The sequence below is a fragment of the Vreelandella zhanjiangensis DSM 21076 genome (assembly GCF_000377665.1).
Classification (GTDB): domain Bacteria; phylum Pseudomonadota; class Gammaproteobacteria; order Pseudomonadales; family Halomonadaceae; genus Vreelandella; species Vreelandella zhanjiangensis.
This window is the reverse complement of the sequence record NZ_KB898651.1, coordinates 154,497-168,799: the sequence shown is the minus strand read 5'-3', so window position 1 is coordinate 168,799 and position 14,303 is coordinate 154,497. Positions and strand designations below refer to the sequence as shown.

Annotated in this window: 15 protein-coding genes; 5 read left to right on the top strand and 10 right to left on the bottom strand. The window is 56.6% G+C overall.

Annotation, left to right across the window (positions count from 1 at the left end; genetic code table 11):
• Window positions 1-82: 82 nt before the first annotated feature.
• Both D467_RS0113090 and D467_RS0113085 read left to right on the top strand, forming a co-directional pair.
• Window positions 83-2,131 (top strand): TRAP transporter permease, encoded by a 2,049-nt coding sequence (locus D467_RS0113090; protein WP_018917977.1) that lies wholly within the window; start codon window positions 83-85, stop codon window positions 2,129-2,131.
• A gap of 129 nt (window positions 2,132-2,260) precedes the next feature.
• On the top strand, window positions 2,261-3,244 hold the full coding sequence (locus tag D467_RS0113085; protein ID WP_018917976.1) for a TAXI family TRAP transporter solute-binding subunit: 984 nt from the start codon (window positions 2,261-2,263) through the stop codon (window positions 3,242-3,244).
• A 470-nt stretch (window positions 3,245-3,714) separates the two neighbouring features.
• Here the strand turns inward: D467_RS0113085 and D467_RS0113080 are convergent, their stop codons facing one another.
• The 6 genes from D467_RS0113080 to D467_RS0113055 form a co-directional block, all read right to left on the bottom strand.
• Window positions 3,715-4,011 (bottom strand): DUF1330 domain-containing protein, encoded by a 297-nt coding sequence (locus tag D467_RS0113080; protein ID WP_018917975.1) that lies wholly within the window; start codon window positions 4,009-4,011, stop codon window positions 3,715-3,717.
• A gap of 21 nt (window positions 4,012-4,032) precedes the next feature.
• Window positions 4,033-4,710 carry a type 1 glutamine amidotransferase domain-containing protein gene (locus tag D467_RS0113075; RefSeq protein WP_018917974.1) on the bottom strand — a complete coding sequence of 226 codons (678 nt, stop codon included), beginning with the start codon at window positions 4,708-4,710 and terminating at the stop codon, window positions 4,033-4,035.
• A complete protein-coding gene (locus tag D467_RS19220) occupies window positions 4,707-5,351 on the bottom strand; it encodes a TetR/AcrR family transcriptional regulator (RefSeq protein ID WP_018917973.1) in 645 nt (214 codons plus the stop codon). Before D467_RS19220 ends, D467_RS0113075 begins: the two co-directional genes overlap by 4 nt.
• 61 nt (window positions 5,352-5,412) lie before the next feature.
• Window positions 5,413-5,925 carry a cupin domain-containing protein gene (locus tag D467_RS0113065; RefSeq protein ID WP_018917972.1) on the bottom strand — a complete coding sequence of 171 codons (513 nt, stop codon included), beginning with the start codon at window positions 5,923-5,925 and terminating at the stop codon, window positions 5,413-5,415.
• 14 nt (window positions 5,926-5,939) lie between these two features.
• A complete protein-coding gene (locus D467_RS0113060) occupies window positions 5,940-6,155 on the bottom strand; it encodes a hypervirulence associated TUDOR domain-containing protein (protein WP_018917971.1) in 216 nt (71 codons plus the stop codon).
• A gap of 106 nt (window positions 6,156-6,261) precedes the next feature.
• Entirely contained in the window at window positions 6,262-6,654 is a 393-nt protein-coding gene (locus tag D467_RS0113055; RefSeq protein ID WP_018917970.1) for a RidA family protein, read from the bottom strand.
• A 141-nt stretch (window positions 6,655-6,795) separates the two neighbouring features.
• Here D467_RS0113055 and D467_RS0113050 point away from each other — a divergent pair, with 141 nt between their 5' ends.
• The 3 genes from D467_RS0113050 (at window position 6,796) to D467_RS0113040 (ending at window position 10,313) form a co-directional block, all read left to right on the top strand.
• A complete protein-coding gene (locus D467_RS0113050; protein WP_018917969.1) occupies window positions 6,796-7,719 on the top strand; it encodes a LysR family transcriptional regulator in 924 nt (307 codons plus the stop codon).
• A gap of 124 nt (window positions 7,720-7,843) precedes the next feature.
• A complete protein-coding gene (gene lldD / locus D467_RS0113045) occupies window positions 7,844-9,004 on the top strand; it encodes an FMN-dependent L-lactate dehydrogenase LldD (RefSeq protein WP_018917968.1) in 1,161 nt (386 codons plus the stop codon).
• 109 nt (window positions 9,005-9,113) lie between these two features.
• Complete coding sequence (locus tag D467_RS0113040) at window positions 9,114-10,313, top strand: Bcr/CflA family efflux MFS transporter (RefSeq protein WP_018917967.1); 1,200 nt, start codon at window positions 9,114-9,116, stop codon at window positions 10,311-10,313.
• A 66-nt stretch (window positions 10,314-10,379) separates the two neighbouring features.
• Here D467_RS0113040 and D467_RS0113035 read toward each other — a convergent pair whose 3' ends face one another.
• From D467_RS0113035 to D467_RS0113020, 4 genes are read right to left on the bottom strand one after another with little or no spacing between them, the layout of a single operon-like run.
• On the bottom strand, window positions 10,380-11,195 hold the full coding sequence (locus D467_RS0113035) for an ABC transporter ATP-binding protein (protein WP_018917966.1): 816 nt from the start codon (window positions 11,193-11,195) through the stop codon (window positions 10,380-10,382).
• A complete protein-coding gene (locus D467_RS0113030) occupies window positions 11,192-12,235 on the bottom strand; it encodes a FecCD family ABC transporter permease (protein ID WP_018917965.1) in 1,044 nt (347 codons plus the stop codon). Before D467_RS0113030 ends, D467_RS0113035 begins: the two co-directional genes overlap by 4 nt.
• On the bottom strand, window positions 12,232-13,320 hold the full coding sequence (locus D467_RS0113025) for a FecCD family ABC transporter permease (protein WP_018917964.1): 1,089 nt from the start codon (window positions 13,318-13,320) through the stop codon (window positions 12,232-12,234). Before D467_RS0113025 ends, D467_RS0113030 begins: the two co-directional genes overlap by 4 nt.
• The gene (locus tag D467_RS0113020; protein WP_018917963.1) at window positions 13,280-14,272 is read right to left on the bottom strand and encodes an iron-siderophore ABC transporter substrate-binding protein; all 993 of its coding nucleotides are present in this window, start codon (window positions 14,270-14,272) and stop codon (window positions 13,280-13,282) included. Before D467_RS0113020 ends, D467_RS0113025 begins: the two co-directional genes overlap by 41 nt.
• Between the last annotated feature and the right edge of the window lie 31 nt (window positions 14,273-14,303).

Below are 14,303 nucleotides of genomic sequence, written 5' to 3'. Positions count from 1 at the left end.
TCATGCTATGGGTTCCTGCAAGCTCCCCTGAAACCATCCTGATGTTAACAGTATAATAAGCGTAAGCTGGGCTAATGAATTTATGACACGCCATCAAAACCAAAGCAATGATGCACATGAAAGCGCTGATCTTTCCCCTAGTGAAGGAGTCGACAAAAACGAGGGTATTCCAGGTACAACGCCTTCGGGCACGGGAAACAAAGTCGTAGAGAAATATGCTGAAGATTCCGGCAAACGTCAGCTTGCGGGTTTTACTCTGATGGTGATGCGCTTAACGGCCTTATCCATGGCGATATTTCATCTTTACACAGCGGTTACCGGACCTGTAAATACGCAGAACGCTGTGCACCTTTTGTTTGCGCTACCGCTGATATTTTTAGCCTACAGCTGCCGGATGCGCGATACGCATCGCATTCCGTGGTACGACGTTGTACCTATCATATTGAGCGCCTTGGTCAGCGCTCATTATGTTATGAACTTTGACCGAATTATCTACCAGATGGGCTATCTGATGCCCACCACTCTCGATATCATCTTTGGCATTTCGGCTATTTTGCTGCTGCTTGAAGCGTGCCGCCGGGCTATTGGCTTGGCTTTTCCATTGCTGGTGCTGGTCGCGCTGGCCTACGCCGCTTTCGGCCAATATCTACCGGGTGTATGGGGCCACGGCGGTTTTCGTTGGGATGACCTGGTCGCGACGTTTTATATGGGGCCTACTGGTGTCTACGGTAGCCTGATGCGTACCTCTTCGACGGTCATCGTCATTTTCATCATGTTTGGTGCGTTGCTGGTCACCACCGGTGGCGGCGACACTTTCATGCGGCTTTCTAATGCCGCGACCGGACGTATGGCGGGCGGGCCAGCTAAGGCCGCTACTTTATGCAGCGCCATGTTCGGTAGTATCAGTGGCAGCACCGCCGCCAATGTGGCTACTACCGGTATCTTTACTATTCCCTTGATGAAGAAAAATGGCTACAGCCCCAGGTTCGCTGCGGCCACTGAGGCTTCCGCGTCGACCGGCGGTCAGATTTTACCGCCAATCATGGGAGCGGCGGCTTTTGTGATGGCTGATGTAATTTCGACGAGTTATCTGGAAATCATCGGTGCAGCACTGATCCCGGCGTTGTTGTTCTACCTTGCCATTTGGATGAGCGTGCACTTCGAGGCCAAGCGCTTGGGGCTGAACCCGATACCTAAATCAGAACGTCCAACGTTGCGTGAAGGGCTATTCAATATCGAGACGCTCGTGCTGCCGCTGGTGGTGTTAATCAGTATGCTGATGATGCGCTACACGCCAACCACGGCGGCGGTTTCTGCTTACTTTACTGCCTTGGCACTTTATCTAGTATCACCACGTAGCCCCGGTTCATTCGTTGAGCGTTTGAAGTCGCTTCCGGCGGCGCTGGAAGCAGGCGCGATGACCGCTGCCATGATTGCGGTCATCGTCGGCAGCGTGGCGATCATTGCTTCCGTTATTAGCTTGACCGGCCTGGGCCTGAAAGTGTCCTCGGTGATCTTGCTGGTAGGCGGTGGTGATGTGCTGATTACGTTGCTACTCGCCATGGTGGTGGCCATCATTCTTGGAATGGGACTGCCTACCGTTGCAGCCTATATGTTGGCTGCATCGGTTGTGGCTGCCGCCTTCGTTGAGGCTGGCCTGCCAAGCCTTTCATCGCACCTGTTTATACTCTACTTCGCCATTCTTTCGGGCGTGACGCCGCCGGTGGCGTTGGCTGCCTATATCGGCAGCGCCATTGCGGGTGCCCACTGGTTTCGCACGGCGCTTACGGCTACCAAAATATCCTTGGGCGGTTTTTTAATTCCCTTCATGTTTATTTATCACCCACCGTTGTTGGGTAATGGTACGCCTTTAGAGATTGCCATGGCGGTAGGGTCGGGTGTACTAGGGATTATTGCGCTTGCCGCTTCGACTATCGGCTATTTCCTGCGGCCCTGTTCCTGGCTGGAGCGTGGTTTATTGCTAGGTGCCGCATTAATGCTGATCAGTGGTCAGGCTATTACCGATGTTGTTGGGGTTGTACTAATTGTCATACTCTTTGCTTGGCAGTTTTTTCAGCAAAAGACTCATGGCTCTATTCATCCGGCAAGTGACGGAGAGCATCGTCAATAAATCTGAGAGTGGAGCGGTGCGGCCCTGGTATGGCTCACCGCCCGTTTAAAGAAAGAAACTGAGCTTTGTCCCATTACGCCAATAACAGCATCGCAAGCTGTATATGAAAGTAAAATAAGGAGAAAACATATGACACGCCGCTTACCCCTTACTCGATACGCTTCGTCGCTGGCATCAACGCTACTGGTTGCTTCACTTGCGGCGCCTGCGATGGCTAACGAAGCGATCAGCATTGGCGTAGCGCCGGCTGCTTCCGGCTGGTACTTCGGATACTCGGAATTGTCACGTTTGATTAGCGCCGACTCCCCGGTAGAAATCTCTGTTCGAGAGACGGGTGGTTCTCGTGAAAATACTATCCGCTTGGGCCGTGGTGAGATCGATTTAGCCTTGGTGGATGCTTCCGGTGCCTATGAAGCGTACAACGGAGAAGGCCGCTACGAGAACAACGCCATTGATCAGATGCGCATGATGCTATGGGTGGCGCCGTCGACGATGCACTGGGCAGTACGCCAAGATAGCGGCATTGAAACCTTTGAGGAACTCAATGGCGAACGCTTTAATCCCAGCAGTATCGGCGGTGGTGGCGAATACATCACCGAGCTGGTGTTTGATGCGCTGGATATCACCCCGGACTATCAACGTATGAGCATGGGTGACGCTGCCGATGCAGTGGTAGATGGCCGCATTATCGGTTTCAGCTATAACGGTATTCCACCAATTCCTGCTTTCACTGAAGTTCACTCTTCTCGGCCGCTGCACATCCTCTCGTTCGACGATGAGCAGATAGAGAAGGCTACCGAAGCGGTGCCTTTCTTGTCCCGAGCTGTGATCCCCGCCGGTACTTACCGTGACGTGGAAGAAGCCACCACTTTAGGCTCCTACATTGGTATTGCTGCAACGGATGAGCTGTCAGAAGAAGCCGCCTATGAAATCACTCGCGCTTACTGGGAAAATGTCGAGAATTTAGGCCGCACGTTCGCCCCTGCTGAAGGTATGACCGCTGAAGTATCGGTCGAGAACACCGCCACGCCATTACACGCGGGCGCGCTTCGTTACTACCGCGAGATCGGTATCGAAGTACCTGATGAGTTGGTGCCGCCTGAAGCGGAGTAACCCTAACGGGTATTAACGCTCGGCGAAGCGCAATGCTTTAAATCGGTTGCGCTTCTCCGAGCCTTCTGCTTTCTAATACCCTATCCGTAATAATTGTGTTCTTCAGTGGTACGTGTACTTGCGAACTTGGATCAGCGTACCTGACTCTCTTCCTTTTAGCTCAAGTGAATCAATCCAGATTTTTATCAGCGAAGATGGGCAGACGCATCTTGAGGTAACGCTCAGCAACGCTTAACCGAACGAGGAATAGAGTTAGAGCAGGCGGTAAGCTTACAAAGCTGATTAACCGTTCCACCTAAAAAGAACAACTCCGCTATTGGCAGCTAGAACAGCTCATTGGTGAATAAGCCAAGAGTTATATTGCTATTCAGCCATTAGGCATAGATATGTTGGTCTTTGAATATATAAAAGGGCCATTCGTGGTTTAACGAACGGCCCTTTGTGTTTCCAAGTACTACTGCAAAATGGCTTTACGCCTCTTCAACCCCATCCACAATAAACACGCGATAGTCAGCACCTTGAAAACGATGCTTGCGGGCTTCCTGGTAGGCGTCGCTTTGGTACCAGGCGCGGGCGGCGGCCATGTCGGGGAAGCGCAGGATTACCGCGCCTTCCATATCACTGCCTTCCATTACTTCGAAGTCGCCGTAGAAGGCGAGCGGCTTCGGGTCGTGGCCTTCGCGGGCGGCTTTGGCCTTGGTGGCGTATTGCTCCATTTCCTTGGCGTCGTGAGTGCGTTCACGAGTCAGTACAACGTAAGCCGGCATTCCATTCTCCTTGGTTAATTATCAGGAAAGCTTCTTTAACAGCGCTTGGGCGGTGGCTTCAGACGAGCCGGGGTTTTGCCCGGTAATCAGCAGGCCGTCGACGAGTACGTAAGAACTCCAGTCATCGCCTTTACTGTATTCGCCGCCGCTCTCTTTGAGCATATCTTCGACTAAAAACGGTACCACGTTTGTCAGACCCACGGCGTCTTCTTCGCTGTTGCTGAAGCCGGTGACTTTGCGGCCCGAAACCAGCGGTTTGCCGTCGCTGCCTTTTACATGGCGAAGCACGCCGGGGGCGTGGCATACCGTGGCGACCGGCTTGTTGGCGGCAATGGCGTCTTCGATCAGGCGCACGGACGTGGCGCTCTCGGCTAAGTCCCACAGCGGGCCGTGGCCGCCGGGATAGAACACCGCGTCGAACTCGGCGATATCGATATCGGCAAGCTTATGAGTGTTGGCCAGTGCTGCTTGGGCGTCGAGGTCCGCTTGGAATCGGTTAGTAGCCTCGGTCTGGGCGTCCGGCGCGTTGCTGCTGGGGTCGAGCGGCGGCTGGCCACCGGCGGGGGAGGCCAGGGTTAGCTCGGCGCCTGCGTCAATGAAGGTATAGTAGGGCGCAGCTAGCTCTTCGAGCCAGAAGCCGGTCTTGTTGCCGGTGTCGCCAAGTTTATCGTGCGAGGTAACCACAACGAGAATTTTCATGATTGAGTCCTTTCTTGGGTGAGAGAGCGGTTGGGGTCGAGATTTAACAGCGCGTAGGTGGCTTTGAAGGCGGCATCCAGCGGCACCCGGTCGCGGGTAATCTTGGCGCGCAGGCTGGCGCCTAGCCATAGCTGGTAGAGAGTGGTGGCTAGTTCCAGGGCACTGCCTTGAGCGCTGACAGATTGAGGCAACGAGCCATCAGCAAGCGCGGCTTCGATCGACTGCGCTAACCTGGCAATAATGCGCTCGGTGCCCTGTTGCAGCACGCAGCGCATGCGTTCTGAAAGATCACTGACTTCGGCAGCGAGCTTCACCGCCAAGCATTTGCCGCTGGGGTCGCAGTGGTGTTGGGTATCCCGCCAATGTGCCCAATAGCTCAGCAGGCACTCCGCATGGGAAGCGCCCGGCTGGGTAAGGCGTTTTTGCGTCTGCGCGAGATACTCAGTGAAGTAGCCTTGCAGTAGCGCTTCGCCAAACGCTTCTTTGGAGCTGAAGTAGTGATAAAAAGAGCCCTTGGGCACCCCGGCGGCTTTGAGGATCTCGTTAAGGCCCACTGCTGAGAACCCTTTGCCACCGATGATGACCTGGCCGGTGTTAAGAATGTGCTGCCGGACATCGCCGGTGACTTGTGTCATGTTCATACCGCTAGCTTACGCCTAATTAGACCAGTCGTCTAGCGGGCTTGATTGGCCGCGTCTATGGTTACTGTTCCCACATTGGCTTGAGCGGGCCGCCCACCGGAGCAGTGTCTGGAATGGTGACGGAAGCCACTCGCGCTTGTGCCGCTGCAAGCTCGGCCGGGTCGCCGCGCTCGTTCTCCGGGTCTTGTCCTGGTGGGTAGGCGCCGACCATGCAGAAATCGTCGTCAGCCTCTACGCAGGCATGCCCAACCCCGGCGGGCAGTACTAGCACATCGCCTGGATAAAGCACTGTTTCTCGGCCATTAGGACCGCCAAGCCGAGCTCTTGCCTGGCCCTGAAAAATGCCTAGCGCCTCGTGGGCGGTGGAGTGGAAGTGGTCAAAATCATATAGATAGTAACGCCACGCTGGCGGCCAGCCGTGCTGCTTGAACATGCTTTCAAAAGCATCGGCCCGCTCATCTGCACTGCTGAGGTCAAGAACCTCGCGGTAAATCAGTACAGGCAGGGGGGAGTTGGGGTAACCGCTCGTTTCATCGCTGTCAAAATGGAGTATTTCGGGCTGTGGGATGCGCACTGTGGCCTCCTTGCCTATGCCTTCTTAAGCTCAGTATGAAGTTTTAAGACTCTGCTGCCGTTCTCTTGCTTGATTAAGTACGCGGGGTTCTTCTCGCTACCTTTGCGAGTTACCTCGCTGCCCTGCAGCTTGCGGGTTACTTCTTCCTGAAATTTCCGGGTCACTTGGCCCTCGGCCCAGTTGTCTGCCCATTTCCATTTCACCCACTCGCGCTGCTTGAAGTCCGCCATTGCAAAACTCCTTTACTACAAACACTGTTCAAGCATTGTTCGTTTTTCGGGTTTCTGCAATGTCGGGCTTCACCACTGCTGTTGCAAAACAAGCGAACCTTCTGGGTTACTTGGGTAGCCTCGCAATCACTTTGATTTCAAAATCGAAGCCTGCCAGCCAGTTTACGCCGACCGCCGTCCAGTTTGGGTAGGGTTTATCTGGGAACGCGCGGGTCTTGGCTTCCAGCACGGTAGCGAATTGAGTTTCAGGATCTGTATGGAAGCTTGTGACATCGACGATATCGTCAAAGCTTGCGCCCGCGGCTTCCAGCACGCTCTGCAAGTTGTCGAAGGCAAGCTGAACCTGTGCGGCGAAGTCAGGCTCAGGCGAACCATCTTCACGGCTACCCACCTGGCCCGATACAAATAACAAGTCGCCCGAGCGGACGGCCGCAGAATAGGCATTCTTTTCATAAAGAGCCTGTCGGCCCTGGGGGTAAACTACGTCACGCTTTGCCATATGTTTTTCTCCATCAATCGTTCAATGCAGGTCTGTCCGTTGGGTGAATCTACTGTAGGCCTGCCTTCAAGCTGGATAAACGGAGAATCCTGATCAACACTGTTCGCACTTTCCAAACAATCACAAGGCGATATCGCTCTAATGGACCGTTTCAATGCAATGCAGGCATTTGCTCGGGTCGTCGAGACGGGCAGTTTTACCAAGGCCGCTGAAACGCTGCATATCAGTAAAACCAGCGTGACCCAGTTGGTGCAGCAGCTGGAGGCACGGCTGCGGGTAAAACTTCTCAACCGCACCACACGCAAAGTTAATGCGACGGCAGATGGCGCGGCCTACTACGAGCGCGTTATAAAACTGTTAGCCGACATGGATGATGCTGAAACCAGCCTCTCCAATGCGGTGGTTTCGCCTCGCGGACGGCTTAGAGTCGATGTGCCCAGCCCGTTTGCGCGAATGATTTTGATACCGGCACTACCGGCTTTCTACGCGCAGTATCCCGATATTCAGCTCGATATGGGGGTAAGCGATCGTATGGTGGATTTGATTGATGAAAGCGTGGATTGCGTGGTGCGCGGCGGAGAACTTACCGATTTATCTTTGGTGGCGCGCCGGGTAGGGGAGCTGAGGATGGGGGTTTACGCCGCCCCCAGCTATTTACAAAAGGCGGGGGTACCGTCGCATCCGCGAGCGTTATCCGCTCCGCCTCATTACATCGTTAGCTTCAAGTGGCGTGCCGGTTTGGCTTCTCTCTATACCCTTCGCCGCGAAGCAGAGAGTGTTAGCATCCAGGGACGCCATAGGATTACAGTCGATGATGGCAATGCGGGGCTAGCGGCAGGTTTGGCGGGGCTTGGTGCGATTTTGCTACCTGATTACATGGCCAGGGAACACGTCGCACGGGGTGAGCTGGTGCCTTTGCTTGAGGAGTGGCACCTGAATCCCATGCCAATGTTTATCGCGTTTCCGCCCAATCGTCATGTAAGCGCCAAGCTGCGTGTGTTCATTGATTGGGTAGTTGCACTGATGGCTGAGCGCGAGTCTGGGCATGAACAAAACCGCTCATAGACTAAAGTTCAGGGGCGCGAATCGCTCTAGAGGCGGCGTTACTTGGTACGCTAGCTGGGGTTAGCATTAAGGTTTCAAGTGTACGGTCACTTCTCCGTTTCCCGTGTCGAGTTAAGGCGAATTCATGATCATTTCAAGCCCTTCTGATTACCGGCAGGCTGCCAAGCAGCGTATCCCTCGTTTTCTGTTCGATTACCTTGATGGTGGCTCGGTGACCGAAAGCACGCTGCGCAATAACGTGGAGGCGCTACAGGCGATTCCTCTGCGTCAACGCGTACTGCAGGGTGGTGGCACGCCGTCGCTTGAAACCGAGCTGTTTGGCAACCGGTGGAAAATGCCGTTGGGGTTGGCACCTATCGGGGCAACGGGAATGTACGCCCGGCGTGGTGAGGTACAGGCCGCGCGTGCGGCAGAGAAAGCCGGGGTTCCCTACACGCTTTCCACGGTGTCGGTGTGTTCGATTGAGGAAGTGGCGAAAAATGCTCACGGCGAGCTTTGGTCGCAGCTTTACGTATTGAAAGATCGCGGCTTTATGAAAAACGCCCTGGACCGTGCCTGGGAAGCGGGCATGAAAACACTGGTGTTTACCGTGGATATGCCGCTGCCGGGCTCGCGTTATCGCGACCGTCGCTCGGGTATGTCGGGCCCCAATGCCAAGCTGCGCCAGTACGCTCAGGCAATCACCCACCCGCAGTGGGCGTTCGATGTGGGACTCAAGGGCAAGCCGCTGTCGTTCGGTAATATCGAGGCGTATACCGGACGCCAGATGAACATGGACGACTACATGGGGTTTCTGGCCAAAAACTTCGACCCTTCGATTAGCTGGAGCGAGCTTGAGTGGATTCGCGATAGCTGGAAGGGCAAGCTGATCATAAAAGGGCTGCTGGATAAAGAAGATGCGCGAGACGCGGTGCGCATGGGGGCTGATGGCATCGTGGTTTCCAACCATGGCGGGCGCCAGCTGGATGGGGCCATTTCCACCGCCCAGGCGTTGCCGCATATTGCCGAAGCCGTGGGCGATGAGCTGACGGTACTGGCGGACTCCGGTATCCGCTCTGGGCTTGATGTAGTGAGAATGCTGGCGCTCGGCGCGAAAGGCGTGCTGCTGGGGCGGGCTTACGCTTACGCACTGGCGGCAAGAGGTGAACAGGGCGTTTCTCATCTGCTCGACCTGATCGCTGCTGACATGCGCGTCACCATGACGCTGATTGGCGCCAACTCACCTGCTGAAATCAACTCTCGTCATCTTGATGCCGTGGTCAAAGAGCTAAAAATGAGCGAGTAACGCACACGTAAGCTGCGCCTCTAAATTGGCGAACATTGGCTGATGATGGCGTCAAACGGTATCATATTGATGATGTTGACCATCATTACGCCATTTATCGCGAGCTCTCATGACCCAATCTAAAACGCCCTTCATTGTGGTGCTGAGCCTGGCATTGACCATGATGCTGGGCCCGTTTTCCATGGATACGTATCTACCGGCTTTCCCGGTCATCGGCGAATCGCTGGGGATTTCTCAGCAGGCGGTATCGCTGAGCGTATCGGTATACGTGTTCGCGATGGCGTTGGGTCAGTTAATCGGCGGTGCGCTTTCAGACCGCTTCGGACGCCAGCGGGTGCTGATGAGTGGGCTGGCGATTTTTGCGATCTCAAGCATTGCCATCGGCATGGCGGATTCCTTGAACACCTTGCTGGGCGGGCGGGCCATTCAGGCGATTGGTGCTGGTTTGACCTTGGTGTCGGTACCGGCGCTGGTGCGCGACCGGGTGGCGGGCCGCGACGCCGCGAAACTGTTCTCGATGATGGGCTTTATCATGGTGCTGGCGCCGGGAATTGCGCCGAGTGTGGGCAGCGCGATTCTAGCACTAGGCTCCTGGCACTATATCTTCTTCGCCTTGGCAGCATACGCGGTGCTGCTGGTGCCGTTGCTGGTGCGAGTACTGTTTTCCGGCAAGGGTAAGGTGTCACGCGCCAAAAGCCCCCAGATGAGCCTGCTGGCACGTTACAAGCTTGTGCTATCTACCAAGCCAGCACTGCCGTTCATTGCCTGGCAGGCCGCGTCTTTTTCTACCCTGATGATGTTCATCACCTACGCTTCCTTTATCTATCAGGGACACTTCGAGCAGTCGCCTTCGAGTTTTTCGATGCTGTTTGCGGCTAACATTGTGGCCATGCTGATCTTCAATATTATTAATCGGATACTGCTTTCCAGATTGCCGTCGTTTCGCATTCTTCAGTTGGCAACGGGCTGCCAGGCGGTCGGCATATTATTGCTGGTGATGGCTGCCTTTATGGACTGGTCAATGTATGCCTTCCTGGCCGCCATGATGCTGACCATCGGCACGGTAGGGGCAATCTCACCCAATATTCAGGCCTGCTTTTTGGAGTTCTTTCCTACCAGCGGTGGCACGGCTGCAGCGCTTTTGGGGGCCGCCCAGTTCGGTATCGCCGGGATATTAAGCGCGCTATCCGCCGTGCTGCCGCATACGCTTGAAGCGGTCGTTCTGGCCATGGCCGCCTGTGGTTCGGTGGCGTATCTGCTGCTTGTTCGCTCAATTATTAAAGGGCGCGCTGCGGTCGAGGCTCACTGAGTTAAGCCGCACTCCCTTGCCAAAAGCCCCATGCTATCCAAAGCATGGGGCTTTTTTGTTGCGTGATCAGATGCCCTCGGCGGTATGAGCCCTGCCATGCCGTCCCAGCGGTATCATCATCGGTTTGCCGGTTACCGGGTCGTCTATCACCCGGCTTTCCAGGCCAAATACATCGCGAACCATCTGTTCGGTAAACACGTCTTCCGGTTCGCCAACGGCATAGACGTTGCCGCCCGCCATGGCGACCAGTCTATCGGCGTAGCGGGCGGCTAGGTTGAGTTCGTGGAGTACCATCACAATCGTCGTGCCGCGCGTCTGGTTTAAGTCGGTGAGTAGGTCGAGTACTTCGATCTGGTGATTGATATCCAGAAAGGTAGTCGGTTCATCCAGCAGCAGTACGTCGGTTTGCTGGGCAAGCGCCATGGCGATCCATACTCTCTGGCGCTGCCCGCCGGAGAGTTCATCTACCGCGCATTCTGCCAGGTCGGTCATATGGGTGGCGCTCAAGGCATCGGCTACGGCGGCTTCGTCGGCAGCGCTCCAGCGCTTGAAAAGCCCTTGGTGTGGGTGGCGGCCGCGGCTCACCAGTTCAAGCACGCTAATGCCTTCCGGCGCGATGGGGGATTGGGGGAGAAAGCCCAGCTGCTGCGCTAAACGACGGGTGGGTAGCCGGTGAATAGCATTGCCATCGAGTAATACCTCGCCTTGTTCAGGGGTGAGCAGCCGCGAGAGCACGCGCAGAAGTGTCGATTTTCCACAGGCGTTGGCGCCCACAATAGCGGTCGTTTTCCCGGCTTGAACCGTCAGGCTGACATCATTGAGTATGGTACGTTCGCCATAGCCTGCGACCAGGCTTTGGGCGAGTAGCGACGAAGCGCTCATAAGGTGCCTCTGCTTTTGTTGTCGCGAATAATCAGGTAAACCAGATAGGGGGCGCCTAGCACGCCGGTCACAATGCCGACCGGATAGCGGGCGGGTAACAGGAACTGGCCCGCATAGTCGCCCAGCAAAACAAGCAGGGCTCCCACCAGTGCGGAAGGTATCAACAGCGAGCCGTTACGGCCCGTTAGGCGTGACGCAATAGGGCCGGACAGAAACGCCACAAAGGCGATCGGGCCTGAAACGGCGGTGGCAAAGGCGACCAGTGCCACGGCGGAGGTAACAATAATGATACGCGTGGTGGCTAAGCGAATGCCCAACCCCGCCGCAATATCATCCCCTAGCCGCAGGGTTTCAAGATCGCGGCTGCGGCTTAACAGCAGCCCGCCGAACAGCAGCAGGGCAATCAATAGCGGCAGCGCCTGATCAAGCTGGGCACCGTTCACGCTGCCGGTAATCCAGCGCAGCGCTTCCTGTAGCGTCCAGCTGGGGGCACGCATTAGCAGATAAGTGGTAACGCTTTGTAGCATCGCGGCAAGCCCAATCCCGATCAAGATCAGCCGCCCGCCGGTAACGCCTTGCCGCCAGGAGAGCACATAGATCAATAGAGCAACGCCCAGCCCCGCGACAATCGCCACGACAGACACGGCCGGGCCGCTCATGGAGAGCACCACAATGGCGAACACGGCGCCGGTACTCGCCCCGGTGCTGATGCCGATAATATCGGGGCTGGCGAGCGGGTTACGCAGCATGGTTTGAAAGGCGATACCGCCCAGGCCGAAACAGGCGCCGGTAAGCACTGAAATCACCGTGCGGGGTAAGCGTAATTCACGCACGGTAAAACCTGCGCCGGGTACTTCGGCACCCCCCAGAATGCGTAGCACGGTCGTAAGTGGCGTAAATGACTGCCCCAGCGTTAGCGTCAGCATAACGCCTGCAAGCAGAACAGCCCCTAACATCGCCAGCATGCGCCAGCGCTGCCTGGCCTGTGCCCGGCGCATTTGGCTGAACCTGGCGGCCGGTTGATGCGTCAGGTGGCTCATAGGGAGCCTACTTTGCGGTTGCGTACGATCCAGATAAACACGGGCGCGCCAATAAAGGCGGTGACGATACCCACATCAAGTTCAGAAGGGTGCGCCACCAGGCGGCCAAATACATCCGAAAACGTTAATAGAACGGCGCCCGCCAAGGCCGAGAAGGGCAGTAGCCAGCGGTAATCGCCCCCGACCAGCAGCCGGCAGGCATGCGGCACGACTAAACCCACAAAGCCAATCGGGCCGCATACTGCGGTGATAGGGCCACACAGCAGTACTGCGCCTACCGCCGACATGGCCCGGGCAACGGCGACTTTTTCGCCTAATCCTGCGGCGGTATCGTCGCCCATCGCCAGCAGATTGAGCTTACGTGCTGCCAACAAGGTGATCAGAAAACCGGCAGTCAAAAAGGGCAGCACGGGCATGATTTGCTCATAAGTAGCGCCGCCCACACCGCCTACTAGCCAGGGTTGCACCAGCCCGCCGATATCGCCGCGTGGCAATATAACGGCGGTGGCAAGCGAGCTTAACGCCGCTGTGGTAGCGGCCCCGGCTAGTGCCAGCCTGAGCGGTGTGGCACCCCCTCGGGCGAGGCTGGCTATTGCGTAAACCGCCACGGCGGCAAGCCCCGCGCCCAAAATGGCGGTCCAGATATAGGTGGTGGTTTTATCGATCCCAAACCAGGCAATGCCTATCACAATCGCCAACGCCGCCCCGGCATTCACGCCTAAAAGGCCGGGGTCGGCGAGAGGGTTGCGAGTAAGGCCCTGCATAACGCCACCCGATACGCCCAGCGCGGCACCAGCAAGCACTGCCAGCAGGGTACGCGGCAAACGGCTGGCCACGGTGGCGTCGCCAATGGTGTCAACTTGCCCGCTTAGCGCGGCAACGATCTCTGGCCAGCCAACCTCTCGGGCACCGAACGCCACGGAAAGCATTAACGCAAGGGCAAGCAAGGCCAGCAGCAGTAGGCCACCCGCAAAGCGCGTACTCAGCTTTTTACGCGGCTGGCTGGCGCTAGAGGCTGGCCTGAGTTGAGGCGCTGTAACACCGCTACTCTGCGTGGCGGGCGGCTTCTGAGAGCAGGTCAGCATAATCGTCTAGCAACCATGAAATCGACATCGGAGTGGGGTTGGCCGCGGTACCCAGCGGGCTATTGTCGAGCAACACGATGGCGCCGCGCTCAACCACCGGAAGCCGGGAGGTGAGCGGGTGGGCTTCGAGCTGATCAATCAGCGCTTGCCCGCCATAGGTCACGAGAATATCCACATCATTAAGCTCATCGATCAGCTCAGCGCTGATTTCGCCCGAGAATTTACCGGGGGTGGAGTTCTGCTTAACTACCTCAGGCGAGGTCAGCCCGAGATCGTGGAAAAATCGCACCCGCGCATCGTTATCGGTGTAAAACGAGATGCGCCCCAGGTTGGTGGGGTCAAGGTGGGTAACGAACATGGCCGTTTTACCGGCAAGTTCGGGGTGGTTCGCGGCGGTATCGGCAATCTGTGCATCAAGGCGCTCGATCAGCGCCTGGCCTTCATCTGCCATGCCCATGCCTGCGCTGTTGAGGCGGATCATATCCCGCCAGTCCGTTGCCCAGGGCCCTTCGGAGTAGGCGACTACTGGGGCAATCTGGCTCAGGGTAGTGTAGTCCGCCTGGCTAAGGCCTGAGTACGCGGCAAGGATGACATCGGGCTGGCTGGCAGCCACGGCTTCAAAATCAATGCCGTCGCCTTCATCGAACAGCGCCGGGGGCGATACTTCGAGTTCTTCAAGTTTGGCGTCCACCCAGGGAAGCAGTCCATCGCCGTTGGGCGCGCCAAAGTTGGCGGCAGCAAAGCCCACCGGTACCACGCCAAGCGCCAGCGGCACCTCGTGGTTTGCCCAGGCCACGGTCGCGATCCGCTCGGGTTTTTCGGCAAGTACCGTCGTGCCCAGGGCGTGTTCGATTTCCAGCGGGTATTGCTGTGCGCTTGCCAGCGTTGAGGCAAGTGTCAGCGTGGCAAGTGCCGCCAAGCCGAGCGTTTTGCGGTTACGTAACCAGGTCATTAGGTTCTCCGGTTCAATTATGCGAGCGCCT

Bases quoted from the DNA above. Each gene is read 5' to 3' on its own strand.
- D467_RS0113035 (WP_018917966.1), bottom strand. From the start codon at position 11,195: ATGAGCGCTTCGTCGCTACTCGCCCAAAGCCTGGTCGCAGGCTATGGC.
- D467_RS0113020 (WP_018917963.1), bottom strand. From the start codon at position 14,272: ATGACCTGGTTACGTAACCGCAAAACGCTCGGCTTGGCGGCACTTGCC.
- lldD (WP_018917968.1), top strand. From the start codon at position 7,844: ATGATCATTTCAAGCCCTTCTGATTACCGGCAGGCTGCCAAGCAGCGT.
- D467_RS0113075 (WP_018917974.1), bottom strand. From the start codon at position 4,710: ATGAAAATTCTCGTTGTGGTTACCTCGCACGATAAACTTGGCGACACC.
- D467_RS0113080 (WP_018917975.1), bottom strand. From the start codon at position 4,011: ATGCCGGCTTACGTTGTACTGACTCGTGAACGCACTCACGACGCCAAG.
- D467_RS19220 (WP_018917973.1), bottom strand. From the start codon at position 5,351: ATGAACATGACACAAGTCACCGGCGATGTCCGGCAGCACATTCTTAAC.
- D467_RS0113055 (WP_018917970.1), bottom strand. From the start codon at position 6,654: ATGGCAAAGCGTGACGTAGTTTACCCCCAGGGCCGACAGGCTCTTTAT.
- D467_RS0113085 (WP_018917976.1), top strand. From the start codon at position 2,261: ATGACACGCCGCTTACCCCTTACTCGATACGCTTCGTCGCTGGCATCA.
- D467_RS0113090 (WP_018917977.1), top strand. From the start codon at position 83: ATGACACGCCATCAAAACCAAAGCAATGATGCACATGAAAGCGCTGAT.
- D467_RS0113060 (WP_018917971.1), bottom strand. From the start codon at position 6,155: ATGGCGGACTTCAAGCAGCGCGAGTGGGTGAAATGGAAATGGGCAGAC.
- D467_RS0113030 (WP_018917965.1), bottom strand. From the start codon at position 12,235: ATGAGCCACCTGACGCATCAACCGGCCGCCAGGTTCAGCCAAATGCGC.
- D467_RS0113025 (WP_018917964.1), bottom strand. From the start codon at position 13,320: ATGCTGACCTGCTCTCAGAAGCCGCCCGCCACGCAGAGTAGCGGTGTT.
- D467_RS0113050 (WP_018917969.1), top strand. From the start codon at position 6,796: ATGGACCGTTTCAATGCAATGCAGGCATTTGCTCGGGTCGTCGAGACG.
- D467_RS0113040 (WP_018917967.1), top strand. From the start codon at position 9,114: ATGACCCAATCTAAAACGCCCTTCATTGTGGTGCTGAGCCTGGCATTG.